This is a genomic window from Baekduia sp. (assembly GCF_035685985.1).
Lineage (GTDB): Bacteria > Actinomycetota > Thermoleophilia > Solirubrobacterales > Solirubrobacteraceae > Baekduia.
In genome coordinates this window covers 468,030-486,921 of sequence record NZ_DASRZV010000024.1, presented here as the reverse complement: position 1 = coordinate 486,921, position 18,892 = coordinate 468,030, and the positions used below count along the sequence as shown (strand labels likewise).

The 18,892-nt window shown below is 75.9% G+C and carries 15 protein-coding genes; 9 read left to right on the top strand and 6 right to left on the bottom strand.

Annotated elements, in window-relative coordinates; genetic code table 11:
* The first annotated feature begins 59 nt into the window (after positions 1-59).
* The 4 genes from VFG42_RS14675 (at position 60) to VFG42_RS14660 (ending at position 4,956) form a co-directional block, all read left to right on the top strand.
* Positions 60-2,264: a methyl-accepting chemotaxis protein gene (locus VFG42_RS14675; protein ID WP_324909482.1), complete on the top strand. Its 2,205-nt coding sequence runs from the start codon at positions 60-62 to the stop codon at positions 2,262-2,264.
* Positions 2,265-2,447: 183 nt separating this feature from the next.
* Positions 2,448-3,218: a hypothetical protein gene (locus VFG42_RS14670; RefSeq protein ID WP_324909481.1), complete on the top strand. Its 771-nt coding sequence runs from the start codon at positions 2,448-2,450 to the stop codon at positions 3,216-3,218.
* Positions 3,215-3,493 (top strand): hypothetical protein, encoded by a 279-nt coding sequence (locus VFG42_RS14665; protein WP_324909480.1) that lies wholly within the window; start codon positions 3,215-3,217, stop codon positions 3,491-3,493. The genes VFG42_RS14670 and VFG42_RS14665 overlap by 4 nt, the downstream gene beginning before the upstream one ends.
* Positions 3,493-4,956 (top strand): sigma-70 family RNA polymerase sigma factor, encoded by a 1,464-nt coding sequence (locus VFG42_RS14660; protein WP_324909479.1) that lies wholly within the window; start codon positions 3,493-3,495, stop codon positions 4,954-4,956. Before VFG42_RS14665 ends, VFG42_RS14660 begins: the two co-directional genes overlap by 1 nt.
* Positions 4,957-4,994: 38 nt before the next feature.
* Here VFG42_RS14660 and VFG42_RS14655 read toward each other — a convergent pair whose 3' ends face one another.
* Positions 4,995-6,377, bottom strand: a complete 1,383-nt coding sequence (locus VFG42_RS14655; RefSeq protein WP_324909478.1) for a glutamate decarboxylase — start codon at positions 6,375-6,377, stop codon at positions 4,995-4,997.
* Positions 6,341-7,732 carry a chloride channel protein gene (locus VFG42_RS14650; protein ID WP_324909477.1) on the bottom strand — a complete coding sequence of 464 codons (1,392 nt, stop codon included), beginning with the start codon at positions 7,730-7,732 and terminating at the stop codon, positions 6,341-6,343. Before VFG42_RS14650 ends, VFG42_RS14655 begins: the two co-directional genes overlap by 37 nt.
* 85 nt (positions 7,733-7,817) lie before the next feature.
* Here VFG42_RS14650 and VFG42_RS14645 point away from each other — a divergent pair, with 85 nt between their 5' ends.
* Positions 7,818-8,312 (top strand): potassium channel family protein, encoded by a 495-nt coding sequence (locus tag VFG42_RS14645; protein ID WP_324909476.1) that lies wholly within the window; start codon positions 7,818-7,820, stop codon positions 8,310-8,312.
* A gap of 40 nt (positions 8,313-8,352) precedes the next feature.
* On the opposite strand, the gene VFG42_RS14640 is transcribed toward VFG42_RS14645, so the two are convergent.
* Both VFG42_RS14640 and VFG42_RS14635 read right to left on the bottom strand, forming a co-directional pair.
* Positions 8,353-10,263 carry a glycoside hydrolase family 15 protein gene (locus VFG42_RS14640; protein ID WP_324909475.1) on the bottom strand — a complete coding sequence of 637 codons (1,911 nt, stop codon included), beginning with the start codon at positions 10,261-10,263 and terminating at the stop codon, positions 8,353-8,355.
* Positions 10,264-10,302: 39 nt separating this feature from the next.
* On the bottom strand, positions 10,303-10,704 hold the full coding sequence (locus tag VFG42_RS14635) for a hypothetical protein (RefSeq protein WP_324909474.1): 402 nt from the start codon (positions 10,702-10,704) through the stop codon (positions 10,303-10,305).
* 292 nt (positions 10,705-10,996) lie between these two features.
* Between VFG42_RS14635 and VFG42_RS14630 the strand changes: the two genes are divergently transcribed.
* Both VFG42_RS14630 and VFG42_RS14625 read left to right on the top strand, forming a co-directional pair.
* Positions 10,997-13,045, top strand: a complete 2,049-nt coding sequence (locus VFG42_RS14630) for a LuxR C-terminal-related transcriptional regulator (protein ID WP_324909473.1) — start codon at positions 10,997-10,999, stop codon at positions 13,043-13,045.
* A gap of 61 nt (positions 13,046-13,106) precedes the next feature.
* Positions 13,107-13,730 (top strand): hypothetical protein, encoded by a 624-nt coding sequence (locus VFG42_RS14625; RefSeq protein ID WP_324909472.1) that lies wholly within the window; start codon positions 13,107-13,109, stop codon positions 13,728-13,730.
* Positions 13,731-13,796: 66 nt separating this feature from the next.
* On the opposite strand, the gene VFG42_RS14620 is transcribed toward VFG42_RS14625, so the two are convergent.
* Both VFG42_RS14620 and VFG42_RS14615 read right to left on the bottom strand, forming a co-directional pair.
* Positions 13,797-14,411 carry a hypothetical protein gene (locus VFG42_RS14620; RefSeq protein ID WP_324909471.1) on the bottom strand — a complete coding sequence of 205 codons (615 nt, stop codon included), beginning with the start codon at positions 14,409-14,411 and terminating at the stop codon, positions 13,797-13,799.
* 105 nt (positions 14,412-14,516) lie between these two features.
* Positions 14,517-15,173 (bottom strand): trimeric intracellular cation channel family protein, encoded by a 657-nt coding sequence (locus tag VFG42_RS14615; protein ID WP_324909470.1) that lies wholly within the window; start codon positions 15,171-15,173, stop codon positions 14,517-14,519.
* A gap of 81 nt (positions 15,174-15,254) precedes the next feature.
* Between VFG42_RS14615 and VFG42_RS14610 the strand changes: the two genes are divergently transcribed.
* Together VFG42_RS14610 and VFG42_RS14605 are read left to right on the top strand one after the other, a co-directional pair.
* Entirely contained in the window at positions 15,255-16,529 is a 1,275-nt protein-coding gene (locus VFG42_RS14610) for an amidohydrolase (protein WP_324909469.1), read from the top strand.
* Positions 16,530-16,607: 78 nt separating this feature from the next.
* Positions 16,608-18,875 (top strand): DEAD/DEAH box helicase, encoded by a 2,268-nt coding sequence (locus VFG42_RS14605; RefSeq protein WP_324909468.1) that lies wholly within the window; start codon positions 16,608-16,610, stop codon positions 18,873-18,875.
* Positions 18,876-18,892: the final 17 nt, after the last annotated feature.

Here is an 18,892-nt window from a genome sequence, read left to right as displayed (position 1 = left end):
CCTGGGTCGCGCGGACGGCGGGTCTCAAAGTCTCCATCCCGGGACCGACTACCCCGTCTATGCTCCGCCTCGGTCTGCCGCCCGTGCGCTCGCTGCGCCTCAAGCTCGTCCTCACCATCGTCCCGATCGCCGTCGTGGCCATCGCGGCGATGACGTTGCTGGCCATCAACAAGGCCTCCGACGCCCAGCGCAAGTCGGAGTCCGCGCACCTCACCGAGCTGACCCGCCGCAACGCCGAGAGCGCCAACGCCAAGTTCGGCGAGGCGTCCGACACGGCCAAGAACATCGCCGCGACGTTCGCCTCCTACCGGGACGGCGACCGCGCCGAGGCCGAGCGGATGCTGCACAGCGTCGCCGTCGCGCACCCGGACCTGCTCGGCTTCTGGACGCAGTGGGAGCCCAACGCGTTCGACGGCCGCGACGCCGCCCTCGCCGGCGCCGAGGGCCAGACGAAGTCCGGGCGCTTCTCGCCCTACGTCGCCTACGGCGCCGACGGCGCGCTGAACCTGACCGCGGTCGACGAGATCGACGGCAACTCGTACTACGACGTCCCCAAGGCCACCAAGAAGTCGTTCGTCGTGCAGCCCTACATCTACGACGGCACGTTGATGACGTCGTACGTGTTCCCGATCCTGCGCCACGGCCACTTCACCGGCGTCGGCGCCGCCGACATCGCGCTCAACGCGCTCAACGCCGCCACCGCCAAGACCAAGGTCCTGAAGTCGGGCTACGCGATGATCGTGTCCAACAACGGCACGTTCGCCTCGGCGCCCGACGCCAAGCTCGTCGGCCGCTCGACGCTGGCCCAGCAGGCCACCGCGCTGAAGGCGCCGATGCTCACCCGCATCGCCGCGGCCGTCAAGGCCCACCGCGGCGGCCAGGTCGAGGCCGACGACCCGTTCCACCCGGGCCGCCGCGCGATCGTCTCCTGGGCGCCGGTCAAGACCGGCGGCTGGGGCTACATCACGGTCGCGCCCAAGAGCGAGGTCTACGCCGCGGTCACGTCGCTGCGCGACCGCCTGCTGCTCGTCGCGGTCATCGCGCTGCTCGTGCTCGTCGGCGCGGTCGTCCTCGTCGCGCGCCGCCTGACGCGCCCGATCGGCGGGTTCGTGACGCGCCTGGAGCAGCTGTCCACGGTCGACGTCGCCGCGCTGAGCGACGGCATGGGCGCGATGGCCACCGGCGACCTGACGCGGTCCGTCGAGCCGACGACCGAGCCGCTGGAGGTCCACGGCGCCGACGAGATCGCCCGCGCCGGCCACGCGCTCAACGAGGCCATCGCCAACACCGGCGAGTCGCTGCGCGCCTACGAGCGCACGCGCGGCGCGCTGTCGGAGATGATCGGCGGCGTCGCCCGCAGCGCCGACCAGCTCAACAGCGCCTCGCAGGAGATGTCCTCGACGGCCGAGCAGACCGGTCGCGCCGTCCAGGAGATCGCCACGGCGGTCGAGGGCGTCGCCCACGGCGCCGAGCGCCAGGTCAAGATGGTGGCCGAGACGCGCCGTCGCACCGACACGGTCGGCGACGCGGTGCGCGACAGCGCCGACGTCGCCCAGGCCACGGCCGCCGCGGCCGACCGCACGGCCGAGGTCGTCTCCGAGGGCGTCGCCGCCGCCACCGCCGCGACCGACGCGATGGCCGCCGTCCGCGACGCCTCCGGCGACGCGACGTCGGCGATCCGCGAGCTGGCCGGCAAGTCGGAGGAGATCGGCGGGATCGTCGCCTCGATCTCCGGCATCGCCGAGCAGACCAACCTGTTGGCCTTGAACGCCGCCATCGAGGCCGCGCGCGCCGGCGAGCAGGGCCGCGGCTTCGCCGTCGTCGCCGAGGAGGTCCGCAAGCTCGCCGAGGAGTCCTCGTCGGCCGCGTCGTCGATCTCCGCGCTGATCTCCGAGATGCAGGAGGGCACGGGCCGCGCGGTCCGCGCCGTCGAGCACGGCGCGGAGCAGACCGGCGCCGGCACGGCGACCGTCGAGCAGGCCGCCGCGGCGTTCGCGTCGATCGGCACCGCCGTCTCGGAGGTCACCGAGCAGGTCGGCGCGATCGCCGACGCCGCCGACCGCGTCGTCGGCGAGCTGGCGCGCGTGCAGGAGGAGGTCGCCGAGATCGCGGGCGTCGCCGAGGACTCCTCGGCCGCGTCCGAGCAGGTGTCGGCCTCCACGCAGCAGACGTCGGCCTCGACCGAGCAGGTCGCGGCCTCTGCCCAGGAGCTCGCGCGCACCGCCGCCGAGCTGCGCGAGGCGATCGCGGCCTTCCGGCTCTGATCGCCTCCGGGCCTCCGCGCGCCGCTTGGGGATCTCCCCGATGCGGGCGCGCGGCGGCCGGCGGATCCTTCGGGCCGCGGGTGCTCGGGCCCGGCGACCAAACTCCGGGACGCCGACGCCGCGCCGCGGTTAACGGACCGGTCGCCGACGCGGCCGCCCCGCACATCGACGAAGGGAACCGCCATGCCCCACCCGCTCCTCCGCCACCTCGCACCCGCCGCGCTCGCCGGCCTCGCCGTCACGGCGGCCGCCGCGCCCGCGCACGCCGGCACCACGACGCCGCCCGTGCCCGTCGCCCAGAACGTCATCGAGCACACCGTCTGGGAGGGCGACCAGTCGCTGTCACCGGACCCGGGCCGCCGCGGCCAGGCGCGCACGGAGATCTGGCAGGGCAGCGACGCGACCCGCATCGTGTACGCGATCGACGGCCGCCTCCGGCAGGAGACCGTCTACCGCGACGGCCGCTTCACGACGTGGCTGGCGCCGGAGAACCGGATCTTCGGCGGCACGCTGACCTTCCCCGACAACAACGCCTACTCGTCGCGGGCCACGCAGGAGCGGACGATCCGCGCCGAGGTCGCGGCCGGGCACCTGGCGCCCGCCGGCGAGACCGAGGTCTCCGGGCACGCCGCGCTCGTCCTGCGCTCGACGCCGACGGCCACCGGCGACCGCGACACCCGCAGCGAGGTCGTCGTCGACCGCGACACCTACGAGCCGCTCGTGCGCACCGTCCGGTCCACCGACGGCCGCGTGCTCCAGACCCGCAGGCTCGTGGTCAGCGAGGACCTGCCGCGAACCGTGACGAGCAACGCGCTGCTGCGCCTGGCCGACCATCCCGGCGCGGCGGTCGACCGGTCGGCGTCGGCCACGCGCAAGAAGACGAGCAAGGCCACCAAGAAGGCCTCCCACCGGCGCGCCGCCGCGCGCCGCCACGCCGGCGGCCACAAGAAGTGATCACCAGCCGCCGCCTGCGCGCGGCCGCCGCGCTGCCCTGCGTGGCGGCCGCGGTGGCCGCGGGCGCGGGCACCGACACCGCCCAGGCCGCGCAGGGCCGCGCCGTCTGCGTCTCGCGGGCGACGCTCTACGAGACGCCGAACGGGATCCCGGTCGGCGAGGTCACCCGCGACGACCGCGTGATCCCGCTGCGCTGGGCGAGCGGGCGGGTCTGGGTGCGCGTGCGCACCACGTTCGGCCCGCGCGGCTGGATGCGCGCCAGGCACCTCTGCTGATGGCCGCCCTCCCCTCCACCGCGACCGTGTACCGCCGGCGCCGCCGCCTGCTCACCGACCACGACCTCGTGACGGCCGTCCGCGCCGGCGACGAGGACGCGTTCGCCCTGATCTGCGAGCGCTACGAGCCGCGCCTGGTCGGGTTCGCCGCCCGCGTGCTCGGCCCCGAGCGCTCCGCCGCCGAGGACGTCGTCCAGGACGCGCTGCTGCGCACCCACCGCACGCTGCTGCGCGACGACCGGCCGATGGCGCTGCGCGCGTGGCTGTACCGCGTCGTGCGCAACGGCTGCCTGGACGAGCTGTCGCGCGGGCGCCGCGAGCTCGCCTCGCTCGACGACCTGCAGCCGGCCGCCGAGCCGGCGGCGCCCGGCCCCGGGCCGGCCGAGCTGATCTCCACGCGCGAGCAGGCGCGCGACGTCCTGGGCGACCTGGCCGCGCTGCCCGCCGCGCAGCGCGCCGCGATCCTCGGCCGCGAGCTCGAGGGCCGCTCGCACGAGGACGTCGCCCGCGAGCTGGGCGTCAGCGTCCAGGCCTCGCGCAACCTCGTCTTCCGCGCGCGCGAGAACCTGGTCCGGACCGCCGAGGCCCGCGCCGCGTCCTGCCTGGACGTGCGCGACGACCTCCTGCGCGCCCACGACGCCCGCCGCCGCGCGAGCGCGCGGACCTACCGGCACCTGGCCGGCTGCGCGGCGTGCCGCGCGTACCGCGCCGAGCTGCAGCGGATCCGCGGCGCGCTGCACCTCCTGGCGCCGGCGCCGGTGCTGCTGGCGGCCGCGCTGACGTTCAAGGCCATCATGTCGTCGGCGGGCGGTGGCTCGGCGGCCAAGACCGTGACGGTCGTCGCGGCGGGCGCCGCGCTGACCGGCGGCGCGATCGAGCTCGCGCCGCACGTCCTGCGGACCGGCGACCCCGCGCCGGTGGCGCTGCGCAGCCCGGTCCTGCCGGGCGGCGCGCTGGCCGTCGGCGCGCCGCTGCCCGCGCGCACCGCGCTCGTCCTGCGCGACGTCCGCCTGCCGGAGGACGCGCCGCGCGTCGCCCGCCGCGTCGCGCTGGACTGCCCGGCCGGGATGGCCGTGGCCGGCGTCGTGCCGGGACGCGGCGGGCCGGCGCGCGGCCTGGATCCCGACACCCCGCCGGGCACGAGCCGCCGCGCGACGATCGTCCTCGCGGCCTCGCCGCGGCCCGCCGGCGGGATCGTGCACCTCGGCGTCGTCTGCCGCGTCCCGGACGCGCGCGGCTCGCTGCTGGCCGGGCCCGCCGCGGCGTTCACGGCCGCCGCGCCCACGCGGCTGCGCCACGTCTGCCGCGCGCGGATCTACCTGCGCTCGGCGCCGAAGGGTCCGACGGTCGGCTCGGTCTTCCGCGGCCAGCCGCTGGCGCTCCAGCGGCGCCGCGACGGCTGGGTGGCGGTCCGCACCGACGCGGGCGCGCGCGGGTGGCTGCCGGCGGCCGGCGTCTGCTGAGCCGCCGCCGCCCGCGGCGCGCGCGCCGCGCCCGCTGCTCAGTGCGCGAACGCCTTGCGGCCCGCGGCCTCGCGGTCCACCGCGCCGTGGCGCTCGAGCACCGCGGTCTGCCCGCGCAGGTCGTCGAGCAGCAGCTCGGCCATGTCGTGGGTCATGCCCGCGCGGACGACCATGCGCAGGACCGAGAGGTCCTCGCGGTTCTCGGGGAACGTGTAGGCCGGGACCAGCCAGCCGCGCTCGCGCAGCCGCTCGGAGACGTCGAAGACCGTGTAGTTGATGACCTCGGGCTTCAACGTGAACGCGAAGACCGGCAGCTCGCTGCCGTCGGTGAGCGTCCGGTACGGGCCGATCTCGGCGATCTCGGCGGCGAGGTGGCGGGCCACGGCGCTGGACGCCGCCTGCACGGCCGTGTAGCCCTCGCGCCCGAGGCTGAGGAACATGTAGTACTGCACGACGACCTCGCCGCCCGGCCGCGAGAAGTTCAGCGCGAACGTCGGCATCTCGCCGCCGAGGTAGTTCACGCGGAAGACGAGGTCCTCGGGCAGCGCGTCGGCGTCGCGCCACAGCGCCCAGCCGACGCCCGGGTACACGAGCCCGTACTTGTGCCCCGAGGCGTTGATCGACTGCACGCGCGGCAGGCGGAAGTCCCACACGACGTCGGGCTGGATGAACGGCGCGACGAAGCCGCCGGACGCGGCGTCGACGTGGATCGGGACGTCGAGGCCGGTCCTCAGCGCGAGGTCGTCGAGGCCGGCGGCGATCTCGGCGACCGGCTCGTAGCTGCCGTCGAACGTCGACCCGAGGATCGCCACGACGCCGATCGTGTTCTCGTCGCAGGCCGCGACGGCGTGCTCGGCGTCGAGGTGGAAGCGCTCGCCCTCCATCGGCACCAGCCGCGGCTCGACGTCCCAGTAGCGGCAGAACTTGTCCCAGCAGACCTGGACGTTGGCGCCCATGACGAGGTTGGGCTTGTCGGTGGACTTGCCCTCCGCGCGGCGCCGGGCGCGCCAGCGCCACTTCAGCGCCATCCCGCCGAGCATCGCGGCCTCGCTGGAGCCGGTCGTCGACGTCCCGACGGCGTCGCCCTCGCCGGGCGCGTTCCACAGGTCGCCGAGGATGTTGACGCAGCGCTTCTCCAGCTCGGCGGTCTGCGGGTACTCGTCCTTGTCGATCATGTTCTTGTCCGCCGTCGCGGCCAACAGCTCCGCGGCCTTCGGCGGCATCCAGGTGGTGACGAACGTCGCGAGGTTCAGCCGCGCGCTGCCGTCCAGCATCAGCTCGTTGGTGATGAGGTCGAAGGCGACCCCGCTGCCGGTGCCGGTGTCGCGGAGCCGATGGCGCGGCAGGGTCGCGGCCTCCGCGTCGCGGACGAGCGACGAGGAGATCAGCGAGGCGGGATGGTCGACGCCGGAGGTGCGCATCCGCCCATGGAAGACGGCGGGCGCGGTGCCCGCATCACCCCGATCGGAGGATGCGCGGCGCCCGGCGAGGCCGGCGCGGGCTCGGCGCGCGGCGTCAGGTGCGCGGTCGCGACGTGGCTGACGACGACCGCGACGATCACGACCGGCAGCACGTCGGTCCCGTCGGCGCCGAGCAGGACGGTGGCCAGCAGCGCCGAGGTCAGCGGCAGGCCGAGCATCGTCGCCGACATCGCGCCGATCCCCATCGCCACGGCCGGGACCAGCGGCAGCCCGGGCAGGCGCGAGGCGAGGATGCCCGCCGCGGCCCCGAGGTACATGGCGGGGAAGATCGGGCCGCCGCGGAAGCCGCTCAGCGACAGGGCGTAGGCGATGCCCTTGGCGGCCAGCAGCGCGCACAGCGCGCCGACCGACCAGCTCGACGCGCCGCCGACCAGGCCCGGGAGCGCCGTCTGCCCCGAGAACAGCACGTCGGTCGCGGGCCTGCCGGTGACCTGGCCGAAGCCGACGGCGAGGCCGCCGATCAGCAGGCCGAGCAGCGGCAGGGCGAGCGACATCCGGCGTCGCGCGTGCGCGCGAACCGCCTTGGCGGCGGCGAAGATCGCCACCCCGGCCACCGGCAGCAGCAGGCCGAACCCGAAGGCGTACAAGAACCACGTGGCGGTCGGATGGCCGATCGGCGGCAGGTCGGGGAGCGCCAGCGACAGCTCGCCGAAGCCGGTCAGCGAGTTCAACCCCACGAACACCAGCGAGCCGATCCCGGCGGCCAGCAGCCCGGGCAGCAGCACGACGCCGACCATCGCGCCCCCGAGCCCGGCGGCCTCCAGCAGCAGGAACGCGGCCAGCAGCGGCGAGCCCATCAGCGCGCCGATCGCCGCGAAGCTGCCCGCCGCCGCGATCGCCGCCACGGCCTGGTCGGGCGCATCGCGCGCGACCAGCCGGGTCGCCAGCGCGCCGAGGCCCGAGCCGAGCAGGACCAGCGGTGCCTCCGGGCCGAGCACCGCGCCGAGGCACAGCGTGGCCAGCGACGCGAGCAGGATGCCGGGCAGGTCGATCGGCGCCACCGTGCCCGCGGGATGGAAGCCGTCGGCCGGGGAGTGGCCGCCGGTGCCGGGCAGCCGCGCGATCGCCAGCGCGGTGAGCGCGCCGCTCAGCGCCAGCCACGGCAGCGGCCACCAGGCGGGCACCGACCCGAAGCCCAGCGTCCCGGGCAGGTGCTGGAAGATCCCGCGCTGCGCCTGCTGGACGACCTTCAGGTAGCCGTAGGCCAGCGCGGAGATCGGCGCGCCGATGACGGCCGCGAGCGCCAGCAGCCGCACGTACGCCCGACTGCGCAGCAGCGTTCCCGGATCGGGCATGGGCCCACCACAGCGGATCGGGCCCCGGTCGTCGTCACCCGGTCGGGATGACGCCGCGTGCGGGCCCGTGCACGACGATCGGGCCGTGGGGACCGAGACGACGAACGAGCGCGGCACGCGGGGGCTGCGCGCGCGCCGCCGGTCGAAGTTCGAGCGCCGGGCCGAGCACGCCATCGCCACCCGCCACGCCTTCCGCTACCTGGCGATGGCGACGATCGTGCTCTCGGCCGGCGCCGCGGTGCTCGTGTGGGCGGTCGACCGCCGCGACTTCCCGACGGTCGGCGACGCGTTCTGGTGGGCGCTGCAGACGCTGTCGACCGTCGGCTACGGAGACGTCGTCCCCCACTCCACGTGGGGGCGCGCCGTCGGCAGCGTCGTGATCGTGCTGGGCGTGACGTTCCTGGCGATGCTCACCGCGGCCATCACCTCCTACTTCATCGCCGCCGACCAGGAGCGGCGCGAGGCCGAGGTCGAGCGGATGCGCGGCCGCCGGGCCGTCGACCGCGACGCGCAGCTGGCCGAGATCCTCGAGCGCCTGCGCGCGATCGAGGGCCGGCTCGGGTCGCGCGACGGCGGTTAGCCCCTGAGCGGCGCGCGCGGGCGGTGGCCGTCGTGCTCGCTCACTGCAGCTCCGCGGTGCGCTCGGCGAGGATGATCCGGCCGGCGGCCTCGATCAGCGCCAGGTGCGAGAACGCCTGCGGGAAGTTGCCCAGGAAGCGCCCGGTGTCGGCGTCGAACTCCTCGGCGTACAGGCCCATCGGCGACGCGACGCGCAGCAGCCGCTCCATCAGGTCGCGCGCCCGCTGCTCGGCGCCGACGATCGCCAGCGCCGAGACCAGCCAGAACGAGCAGATCAGGAACGTGCCCTCCTTGCCCTCCATGCCGTCGTCGGTCTCGCCCGTGCGGTAGCGCAGCACGAAGCCCGCCTCGGTGAGGTCGTGCTCGATCGCCAGCACGGTGGCCCGGATCCGTGGGTCGTCGCCGGGCAGGAAGCCGAACAGCGCGGCCAGCAGCGTCGAGGCGTCCAGCGCGTCGGTCGCGTAGTGCTGGCGCAGCACGCCGTCGGCGGTGACGCCGTGCTCCAAGATGTCGGCCTTGATCTCGTCGGCGACCGCCTGCCACTTCTCGCCGATCCGCGGCTCGCCCCAGATGTGGGCGAGCTTCGTCGCGCGGTCGAGCGCGACCCAGCACATCAACTTGCTGGAGACGTAGTGCTGCGGGGCGCCGCGCGCCTCCCAGATGCCCTGGTCGGGCTCGCGCCAGACCTCGATCGCGCACGCCGCCTGCGCCTCGACGACCGGCCACAGCCGGCGCGGGAGGCGCCCGCTGCGGCGGGTGTGCAGCAGGATCGAGTCCAGCGCGGCGCCGAAGACGTCGTTCTGCTTCTGGTCGAAGGCGCCGTTGCCGATCCGCACCGGCTGGGCCCCGGCGTAGCCGGTGAGGTCGTCGCGCGTGCTCTCGGTCAGGTCGCGGCGGCCGTCGATCCCGTACATGATCTGCAGCGACCCGTCCTCGTTGAGCCCGAGGTCGCCGATGAACTGCATGAACTCGTCGGCCTCCCAGTCCAGGTTGAGGTAGTGCAGCGCCTGCAGCGTGAACGTCGAGTCGCGGATCCAGGTGAAGCGGTAGTCCCAGTTGCGCGCGCCGCCGGGCGTCTCGGGCAGCGACGTCGTGCCCGCCGCGACCGTCGCGCCGGTCGGCATGTAGGTGAGGCCCTTGATCGCCAGCGCCGAGCGCTGGATGTGCGTCCGCCAGGTGTGGTCGGGGATCCGGGCGCGCTCCAGCCAGGCGCGCCAGAACCGCATCGTGCTCTCCAGCCGCTCGTGCGCGTCCTCGAGGTCGGTCGGCGCCGCGAGCTGCTCGGCCCACGACAGCGCGCAGAACACGCGCTCGCCGGAGCGCAGCACGTGCCGCGCGCGCACGCGGTCGCCCTCGACCCCCAGCGCCATGTCGGTCGTCAGGCGCAGCGTCTGGCCGGTGCCGGTGGCGTCGGCGCGATGGCGGCCCTCGGCCAGCGACCACTGGGCGGGCACGCGGCCGTAGTCGAAGACCGGCTCGCAGACCATCTCGACCTCGACGTCGCCGTCGAGGCACTCGACCGTGCGCACGAGCATGTGCTCGGCGTCCTCGTCGGTCGGCGGCCGCGTGTGCGGGGTGATCGCGTCCTCGTGACGGCGCGGGCCCATCGTCAGCGCGTCGCGCACCACGAGCCAGCCGCCCGGCGCGTGCCAGGTCGTCAGCAGCGTGTTCGTGCCCGGCTCGTAGGCGCGGCCGGACGGCACGTTGATGCCGTACGGGCCGAGGCGGAACGACCCGGCGCCGCGGTCCAGGAGCGTGCCGAACACGCTCGGGGCGTCGAAGCTCGGCACGCACAGCCAGTCGACCGCGCCGTCGGGGGCGACGAGCGCGCCCGTGTGGCAGTTGGAGAGGAACGCGTACTCGGCGATGGGCGGGAACGGCGACGGCGCGGCGGCGCTCTGGGGCGCGGGCGCGGCCTCGGTCGCCCCGTTGGGCGTCGCGGCGGTGGCCATGGGCCGATGCTGCGACCCGGCCGTCGGCCGGTCATCACCTCATCGGGGTGAACCCCGGCGGCGCGCGTCGGCCACCAGCCCGCCGATCAGCTGCCCGCCCTCGATCCAGGTGGCGAGGTCGAGCAGGGCGGCGACGCCGATCGCGACCCACTCCAGCCCGTGGACCCCGTTGGAGGTCAGGCCCCACATCAAGGGCCAGGTCATGGTCGTGTACGGCGCGACGAAGAACCCGACGATCGGGATCGCCCAGTGGCCGTCGAAGGAGTCGCGCACCCAGCCGTGGCCGAAGATCCAGAAGGCCAGGATGAAGACGCGGGGCCAGATCTGGGACGAGACGAACCAGAACCACCCGAACCAGTGCGTCGAGTCGTCGCCCGGCGTCGACGGCACGTTGGCGCTGAGCGGCGTCCGGTTGAAGCTCATCGGAGCGTGTGAGGACATCGTGACCCGATCGTGGCGCCGGGTCCGAGGCGCGGCTTCACCTCATCGGGATGAACGTGGAACAGTGGTGCGTGCCTCACCGTGGAGGTGGGCGGGCCTCCTTGCCCTTGCGGCGTTTCGGCCGGGATCGTCCGGTGCGCACCCTGAACCTGCCGCCCTCGGAGGTGTGCACGTGCCCGGACCGCCCGGAGCCCTGCGCTCACGCGCTGCCGATCCACCGCCGCCACGCGTCGCGGTCCTGGAGGGCGGACGAGCGCCGGCGTCCGGACGGGCGGAGCCGCGCGTCCGGCTCGTGCGCCGGCTCGTCGCGACGACCGACGACCGCGCGGTCGTCCTGTCGGCGCCCGCCGGCTACGGCAAGACCGCGCTGTTGGAGGCGTGGCTGGCGGCCGACCCGCGCCCGGCGCGCCGGATCGCCGTCGACCGCCGCCGCGGGAGGGCGGCCGCGGCGGCGCGCGAGCTCGCCGACGCCGTCGCCGCGCTGCGCGGGACGACCGCGCGGGCGCTGCTGGTCGTCGACGACGCCGACGCCGCCGGCGGCGCGCTCGCCGCCCGGGCGCTGGAGGCCGCCGAGCACGACCTGCCCGCCACGGTCACGGTCGTCGTCTCGTCGCGCTGCGCGCCGCCCGCGCCGGTCGGCCGGCTGCGCGCGGCCTGGTCGGTCCTGGAGCTCGGCGCCGAGGAGCTGGCGCTGACCCACCACGAGGCCGCGGCGCTGCTGAGCGCTGAGGGGCTGTCACTGGACGCGGGCGCGATCGCGGCGCTGATGGCGCGGACCGAGGGCTGGCCGTGCGGGCTGCGGCTGGCCGGCCTGGCGATCGCCGGCGCGGAGGATCCCTCCCGCGCGGCGCGGGCGTTCACCGGCGCCGATCGGCTCGTGGCCGACTACCTGCGCAGCGAGCTGCTGGCCGAGCTGGAGCCCGGCGAGCGGGACCTGCTGCGACGGGGCTCGGTGCTGGAGACGCTCTCCGGCCCGCTGTGCGACGCGGTCCTGGAGCGCGAGGGCTCCGGGCACGTGCTCTACGCGCTGGCCCGCTCGGCCGCCCCGCTGCGCGCGACCGACCGCGAGGAGCAGCACTTCCGCCTGCATCCGCTCGTCGCCGACATGCTGCGCGCCGAGCTGCGCCGCGACGACCCGGCGCAGGCCCGCGCCCTGCACCGGCGTGCCAGCCGGTGCTTCGACCGCCGCGGCGACCTGCGCCGCGCGGTCGACCACGCGATCGCCGCCGAGGCGCGGGATCGCGTCGCCGCGCTGATCTGGCGGCTGGCGCCGGCCGAGCTGTTCGACGCGCACGCCGCCGAGCTGGACGCGCGCCTGGCGCGGCTCGGCGATCCGGAGGTCGCGCGCCGGCCGGTGCTCGCCCTCGCGGCGGCGCTGAGCGCGACGGCGCGCGGCGATCGCGACCGCGCCGAGGGCTGGACGGCGGCCGCGGCGCGGGCGCTCGACCGGCTCGACGGCGCGCCCCGCGCGCCGCTGGCGGCGGCCGTGGAGCTGGTGCGCGGCTGCCTGGACGCCGTGGACGTCGCGACGCTGCGCGACCAGGCCGAGCGGGCCGTCGCGCTGACGCCCGACGGCAGCCCCTGGCACCCGGCGTGCCGCCTGCTGCGCGGCGTGGCGGCGACGGCGGCGGGCGACGTCGAGGGGGCACGGCTCGACCTCGAGGCGGCGGCGCGGCGCGCGGCGACCGGGATGCCCGCGATCGAGGCGCTGTGCCTCGCGCTACTCGGCCTGCCGCGGCTGCTGGACGGCGCGGCCGAGGAGGGCGCGATCCTCGCCGAGCGCGCGCGGACGCGGCTGGACAGCCGCGGGCTGCCGGACCCGCCGGTGCGGGCGCTGGTCTGCGCGGTGGCCGCGCTGGCCCGCGCGCTGCGCGGCCGCGTGCCCGAGGCGCGGGCCGACGCGACCGAGGCGGTCGCGCTGCTGGAGGAGCGGGCCCGGCTGGCGCCGTGGTACGAGGCGCTGGCCCGGCTGGCGCTGGCCCGGGCCCAGCTGCGGCTGAGCGACCTGGCCGCCGCGCGCGAGCTCGCCGCCGAGGCGGCGCGGTGCGCGGCCCGGACGCCCGGCGCGGCGGGGCTGACCGCGTGGGCGCGGGACGCGACCGCCCGCGTCGACGCCTACGCCGGCGAGCTGCGGGCCGGGCCCGGCGCGCTGACCACCGCGGAGCTGCGCGTGCTCGGCTTCCTGCCCAGCCACCTCTCGTTCCGCGAGATCGGCGAGCGACTGCACGTGTCGGCCAACACGATCAAGACCCAGGCGCACGCGGTCTACCGCAAGCTCGACGCGTCCTCGCGATCGGGCGCCGTGACCCGCGCGCGAGCGGTCGGGCTCATCGACGGGTGAGGCTCGCACATCATCCCGTCGGGAGGATGTCATCGCTCAAGAGGCGCATCACGGTGGACCCATGACCAGCGCACGATGGAGGCTGTCCACCGCGGCCGGGTCGGCGTCGCCGTGGCACGCCGGCGGCTGGGTGCTCGGGACCGCGGTCGTGCTCGCGCTGGCGGCCGTGCTCGTCCTCGTCCTCGTGCTCGTGCGCGCCGCGCGCGGCGGCGGCAGCGGCAGCGGCAGCGGCGCCGTCGAGGCCGAGGCCGAGCCGCCGGTCACGGGCTGGCAGCTCGCGGTCCTCGGCTTCTCCCACCCGACCGAGGCCGAGGACGCCTTCGCCGCCGTCCGCGAGCAGGTGTGGGGCACCCCGCCGTGGCTGCACGACGTGGCGTTCGCGCATTCGGGCCGCCACGGGCGCATGCTGCTGCGCGGCACCTTCGCCGGCCGCTACGTCCACGTCGACGACCTGCGGTCCGTCCCCGCCGAGTCCCCGATCCTGGCGGCGCTGCGCGAGGGCGTGCCCGAGGGCGGGTCCGCCCTCGTGTCGTTCGCGCCGTCCGAGCAGGTGGCGACGCTCGTCGACACGTTCCGCGCGCGCGCCGCGTGCGTCGAGCGCCGCACGGCCTCGGTCGACGAGGTCGCGACGCTGGCGACCGCGGTGTCCGGGGCGCGCGCCACCGCGCCACCCCCGGCGCCGTAGCGCCGCCGCCGTGCCCGAGGTCCACGTCCCCAACGCCGGTCCACGCCGGTCGCCTGGGCGCGGCGGCTACTTGAACAGGTTGGCCGCGTTGGCGACGACGAGCCCGAGGATCGACAGCGAGATCAGCGACTGCAGCGTCATCGCCAGCTTCGCCCACGGCGCCAAGGGCATCGTGTCGGTCGGGCTCAGCGCGGTGCAGTTGGTGAACGACAGGTACAGGTAGTCCACGAACGACGGCCGCCACCCCGACGGCGCCAGCTCGGGGTTGAGCTGCTGGGGGAACGCGAAGTCGGGATGCTCGCGCAGGCGGTGCGCGCGCGCCGCCGACCCGCCGCCGTCGACCTCCCAGTACAGCAGCCCGAAGGCGATGGCGTTGGCGCTCCAGACCGTGGCGCCCGCGCCGAGCAGCGCCTTGGCCGACCGCGTGACCGAGCCGCCGACGATCAGCTGGTGGATCAGCTCGCCGGTCGCCGTCAGCGCGCCCGCGGCCAGCACGCCGACCAAGGCGATGGACATGACCCGCAGCGTCCGGCTGCGCCGATCGATCCGCCCCGGGTCGCCGAGGATGATCGTCCCCAGCAGGGTCGCCTCCACCGCCGGCAGCAGCCACACCGGGCCGAGCCGGAGGTCGTCGGGCAGCAGCACCGTCAGCACGACCGCGGCGAGCACCGCGCCCGCCATCGGCCAGCGCGCCTCGCCGGTGACCGCCTCGTCTTTCGTCGCCGTCGCGATGAGCCACGATGCGACGCGCGGCCGCGGGCCCGCATCATCCCGTTGGGGTGACCGTCAGCCGTCCGGCTCCTCGCCGTCGTCCGGTCGGCCGCGCGCGGTCGGGACGCTCACGCCGTAGCGCAGCCCGATGAGCCGGAGCGCGACGCACACGACGGCGCCGAGGGCCGGGAAGACCGGGCTCGTGCTGTCGGCCCTCTGGGCGGCGACGACGACCGCGGCGCCCAGCAGGGCGGGGATCGCGTACAGCTCGTGGCGCAGCACGGTCGGGACCTCGCGCAGCAGGACGTCGCGCAGCATGCCCCCGCCGATGCCGGTGATCGCCCCGAGCAGCACCGCGGGCAGCGGGCCGATCTCGAAGTCCAGCGCCTTCGTCGCGCCCGTGACGCAGAACAGGCCGAGCCCGAGGGCGTCGAAGAGCAGGACGCCGCGCTGCACGCGCTCGAGCAGGCGGCTCGCGAAGAAGCACACGACCCCGGCCGCGCCGGCGGCCGCCAGGTAGCGCCAGTCGCGGAAGGTCGCCGGGGGCGTGCCGATCAGCAGGTCGCGCGTGATCCCGCCGGCCAGCGCCACGACGCCCGACAGCACGACGACGCCGAACAGGTCGAGCCGGGCGCGGACCGCGGCCAGGCCGCCGCTGAGGCCGAAGACGAACGTCCCCGCCAGGTTCAGGGCGAGGATGAAGGTCGGATCGAAGCCGGTCGGGACGTCCACGCGCACAAGCATGCCGCCGAGGCGCACCTGACGTCGCGCCGCAACGGGTAGTGCAGGGGCACGACCGAAACGGAGGCAGACATGACGCAGCCCAAGTCCGGCCCCTCGCCGCTGGCCGGCCTCGACGCCCTGACGCCCGAGCTCGAGCGGCTCTACCGCGACATCCACCAGCACCCGGAGCTGTCGATGCAGGAGCAGCGCACCGCGGCCATGGCCGCCGACCGCCTCCGGGCCGCGGGCTACGACGTGACGACCGGCGTCGGCGGCACCGGCGTCGTGGGGCTGCTGGCCAACGGCGACGGCCCGACGGTGATGCTGCGCGCCGACATGGACGCGCTGCCGGTCAAGGAGGCGACCGGCCTGCCCTACGCCAGCACGGCGACCGCGACCGACGCGGACGGCAACGAGGTCCCGGTGATGCACGCGTGCGGGCACGACATGCACGTCGCCTGGCTGGCCGGGGCGACCGCGCTGCTCGCCGGCGCCCGCGACGCGTGGCACGGCACGGTGATGGCGGTCTTCCAGCCCGCCGAGGAGACCGCCCAGGGCGCCCAGGCGATGATCGACGACGGCCTCTTCGAGCGCTTCCCCCGGCCCGAGGTGATCCTCGGCCAGCACGTGATGCCCGCGCCGGCGGGCGCGATCGGCTACCGGCCCGGCACGACGCAGGCGGCCGCCGACAGCCTCGAGGTCCGGCTCTTCGGCCGCGGCGCGCACGGGTCGATGCCCGAGTCCAGCGTCGACCCGGTCGTCATGGCCGCCGCGACCGTCCTGCGCCTGCAGACGATCGTCTCGCGCGAGATCGCCGCCGGCCAGGCCGCGGTCGTCACGGTCGGCGCGCTACAGGCCGGGACCAAGGACAACGTGATCCCCGACGAGGCGCTGCTCAAGGTCAACGTCCGCACGTTCGACGAGGGCGTCCGCGCCCACGTCCTGGAGGCGATCGAGCGCATCGTCAACGCCGAGGCCGCGGCGGCGGGCGCCCCGAAGGCCCCCGAGATCACGACGACCGAGCACTACCCGCTGACGGTCAACGACCCCGACCGCACGGCTCGCGTGGCCGCCGCGCTGCGCGGGCAGTTCGGCGACGACCGCGTCCACGAGCGCGCCGAGCCCTACTCGGCCAGCGAGGACTTCGGGTCCTTCGGCACGCAGTGGGGCGTCCCGTCGGTCTTCTGGTACGTCGGCGGCATCGACGCCGACATCTACAACAAGGCGGTCCAGGCCCACCGCGTCGCCCAGGACATCCCGACCAACCACAACCCGCGGTTCGCGCCGGTCATCCACCCGACGCTGGAGACGGGCGTGCAGGCCATGACCGCCGCCGCGCTGGACGCGCTCGCGGACGGGTCCTGAGCCGCGCCGGCGGGCGGCGCGGCGGGCGCCGGCGGGCAGCGCGCGGCCTTCCGGGTCGCCCACTAGCCTGACCTGCCGATGCCCTCCTCCCCGTCCCCCGGCGCGACCGTCGGCACCGAGTCGATGGGGTCGCACTTCGTGGTGACGACGGTGCCGGGCGACGGGCTGGCGGGCGCGATGGCGACGCTGCCCCACGTGCTGCGGGACCCGATCCGCGAGCCGCACACGTGGAGCGCGCCGGCCGTGCCGGTCGTCGCGCGGGCCGTGCGGGCGCTGGTCGCGATGCACCCGTGGATCGACGTGGACGCCGAGGCCGAACGGCTGCTGACGACCGTCGAGGCGCTGCCGGAGGCGGCGACCGCGGTGGCGCACTTCTGCGAGCACAAGCCCGGCGTGCCGGGCGTCGTCATCGCGATGGAGCCCGACCCCGAGCTGCGCGCCGCGCTCGGCCGGCTGCCCGACCGCCGCCACGACCCGGTGCTCGACCGCTTCTGGGTCCCCGCGCGCGAGCCGGCGCTGGAGGCGCTGGGCGACGAGCTGGACCGGCTCGGCGCGCTGACCGCCACGCCCGAGGTCCGGCGGCGCGTCGGGCGCTACGAGCAGCCGTCGCTGTCCACCGCGGCGGTGGTCGACGTCGCGCACCGCTGCGACGTCGCGGTCGTCGAGAACGCGGCGGGCGAGGTCGGCCTGCGGCTGTGCCGGCGCTGCCACCCGGACCTCGAGCCGGCGCTGGCGCCGCTGGGCCTCGTGACCAAGAGCTTCGACTCGTGGTGGGTCTCGATCCACGGCGACGGCGGGCTGCGCGCGCTGCTGGAGGCGCGGCCCGAGCTGCGGGGCGACGGCGGCGACGCCGTGCTGGCCGCGCTCGACGCGGCGGCCGCCGTCGCGGGCACCGCCGACGCGCTGGAGGCGCTGTCGTCGGCCGAGGAGGGACGCGTCGAGGTCGACGGGCTGACCGCGCCGCTGCGGCCGTTCCAGGGAGCGGCGGTCGACTACGCGCTGCGCGCCCGCCGCACGTTCCTCTCCGACGAGCCCGGCCTGGGCAAGACGATCCAGGCGCTGGCGACGCTGGAGGCCGCCGGCGCCTACCCGGCGCTGATCGTCGCGCCCGCCTCGCTGCGCATCAACTGGCTGCGCGAGGCGGAGCGCTGGCTGCCGCACCGCACGCGCGCCGGGCTGTCCGGCGGCGACGCGGTCGGCACGTGCGACATCTCGGTCGCGTCCTACGAGATCACCCATACCTTGGTCGACGGCGCGACCGCGCGGCCGCCGCGCGCGCTCGTGCTCGACGAGTCGCACTTCTGCAAGACCCCGACGGCGCGCCGCACGCAGGCGGTGACCGCGATCGCCGACGCGCTCGACGAGGACGCGATCGTCCTGCTGCTCTCCGGCACGCCGGTGCTCAACCGCCCCGAGGAGCTCGCGCCGCAGCTGAAGATCCTCGGGCGGCTGGAGGAGATCGGCGGCGCCCGCCGCTTCGCGCGCGTGTACGCGCGCGGGCAGGAGCTGAACACGCTGAACCGCCGCCTGCGCCGGACCTGCTTCGTCCGCCGCCGCAAGGCCGACGTCCTGCGCCACCTGCCGGCCAAGCAGCGCGTGATCGTCCCGGTCGCGATCGCCAACGGCGGCGAGTACCGCGCCGCGCAGGCCGACGTCGCCCGCTGGGTCCGGGCGCAGGCCGAGGCCGACGAGGCCTTCCAGCGCGAGATCGCGGGCCTCGACGACGACGCCCGCGCCGCCGCGATCCGCGAGCGCGGCCGCGACGCCGAGCAGCGTGCCCGCCGCGCCCAGGCGCTGGTCCGGATCACGCAGCTCGCGCTGATGGCGGCCCGCGGCAAGCTCGACGGCGCGCGCGAGTGGATCGCCAACTTCGTCGAGACCGGCGAGAAGCTGGTGGTCTTCACCCGCCACCGCGAGATCGGCGACGCGTTGTTGGCGTCCTTCCCGGACGCCGCCTGCGCGACCGGGCGGTTGGACGCCGACGGCCGCGCCGCCGAGGTCCAGCGCTTCCAGGCCGACGACGCCTGCCGCCTGATCGTCTGCTCGCTGGACGCCGCCGGCGTCGGCCTGACGATGACCGCCGCCTCCAACGTCGCGTTCGTCGAGCTGGGCTGGACGCCCGCGGCCCACGACCAGGCCGAGGACCGCGTGCACCGCATCGGCCAGGAGGAGGCGGTCACCGCCTGGTACCTGCTCGCCGCCGACACGATCGACGAGCGCATCGCCGCCGTCATCGAGCGCAAGCGCGAGCTGATCCGCGCCGCCACCGACGGCGCCGTCGGCGACCAGGACGCGGTCCTCGACGAGCTGCTGGACTGGCTGTCGGCCGACGACGCCGCGCGCTGACGGTCGAGCGCTCTCGG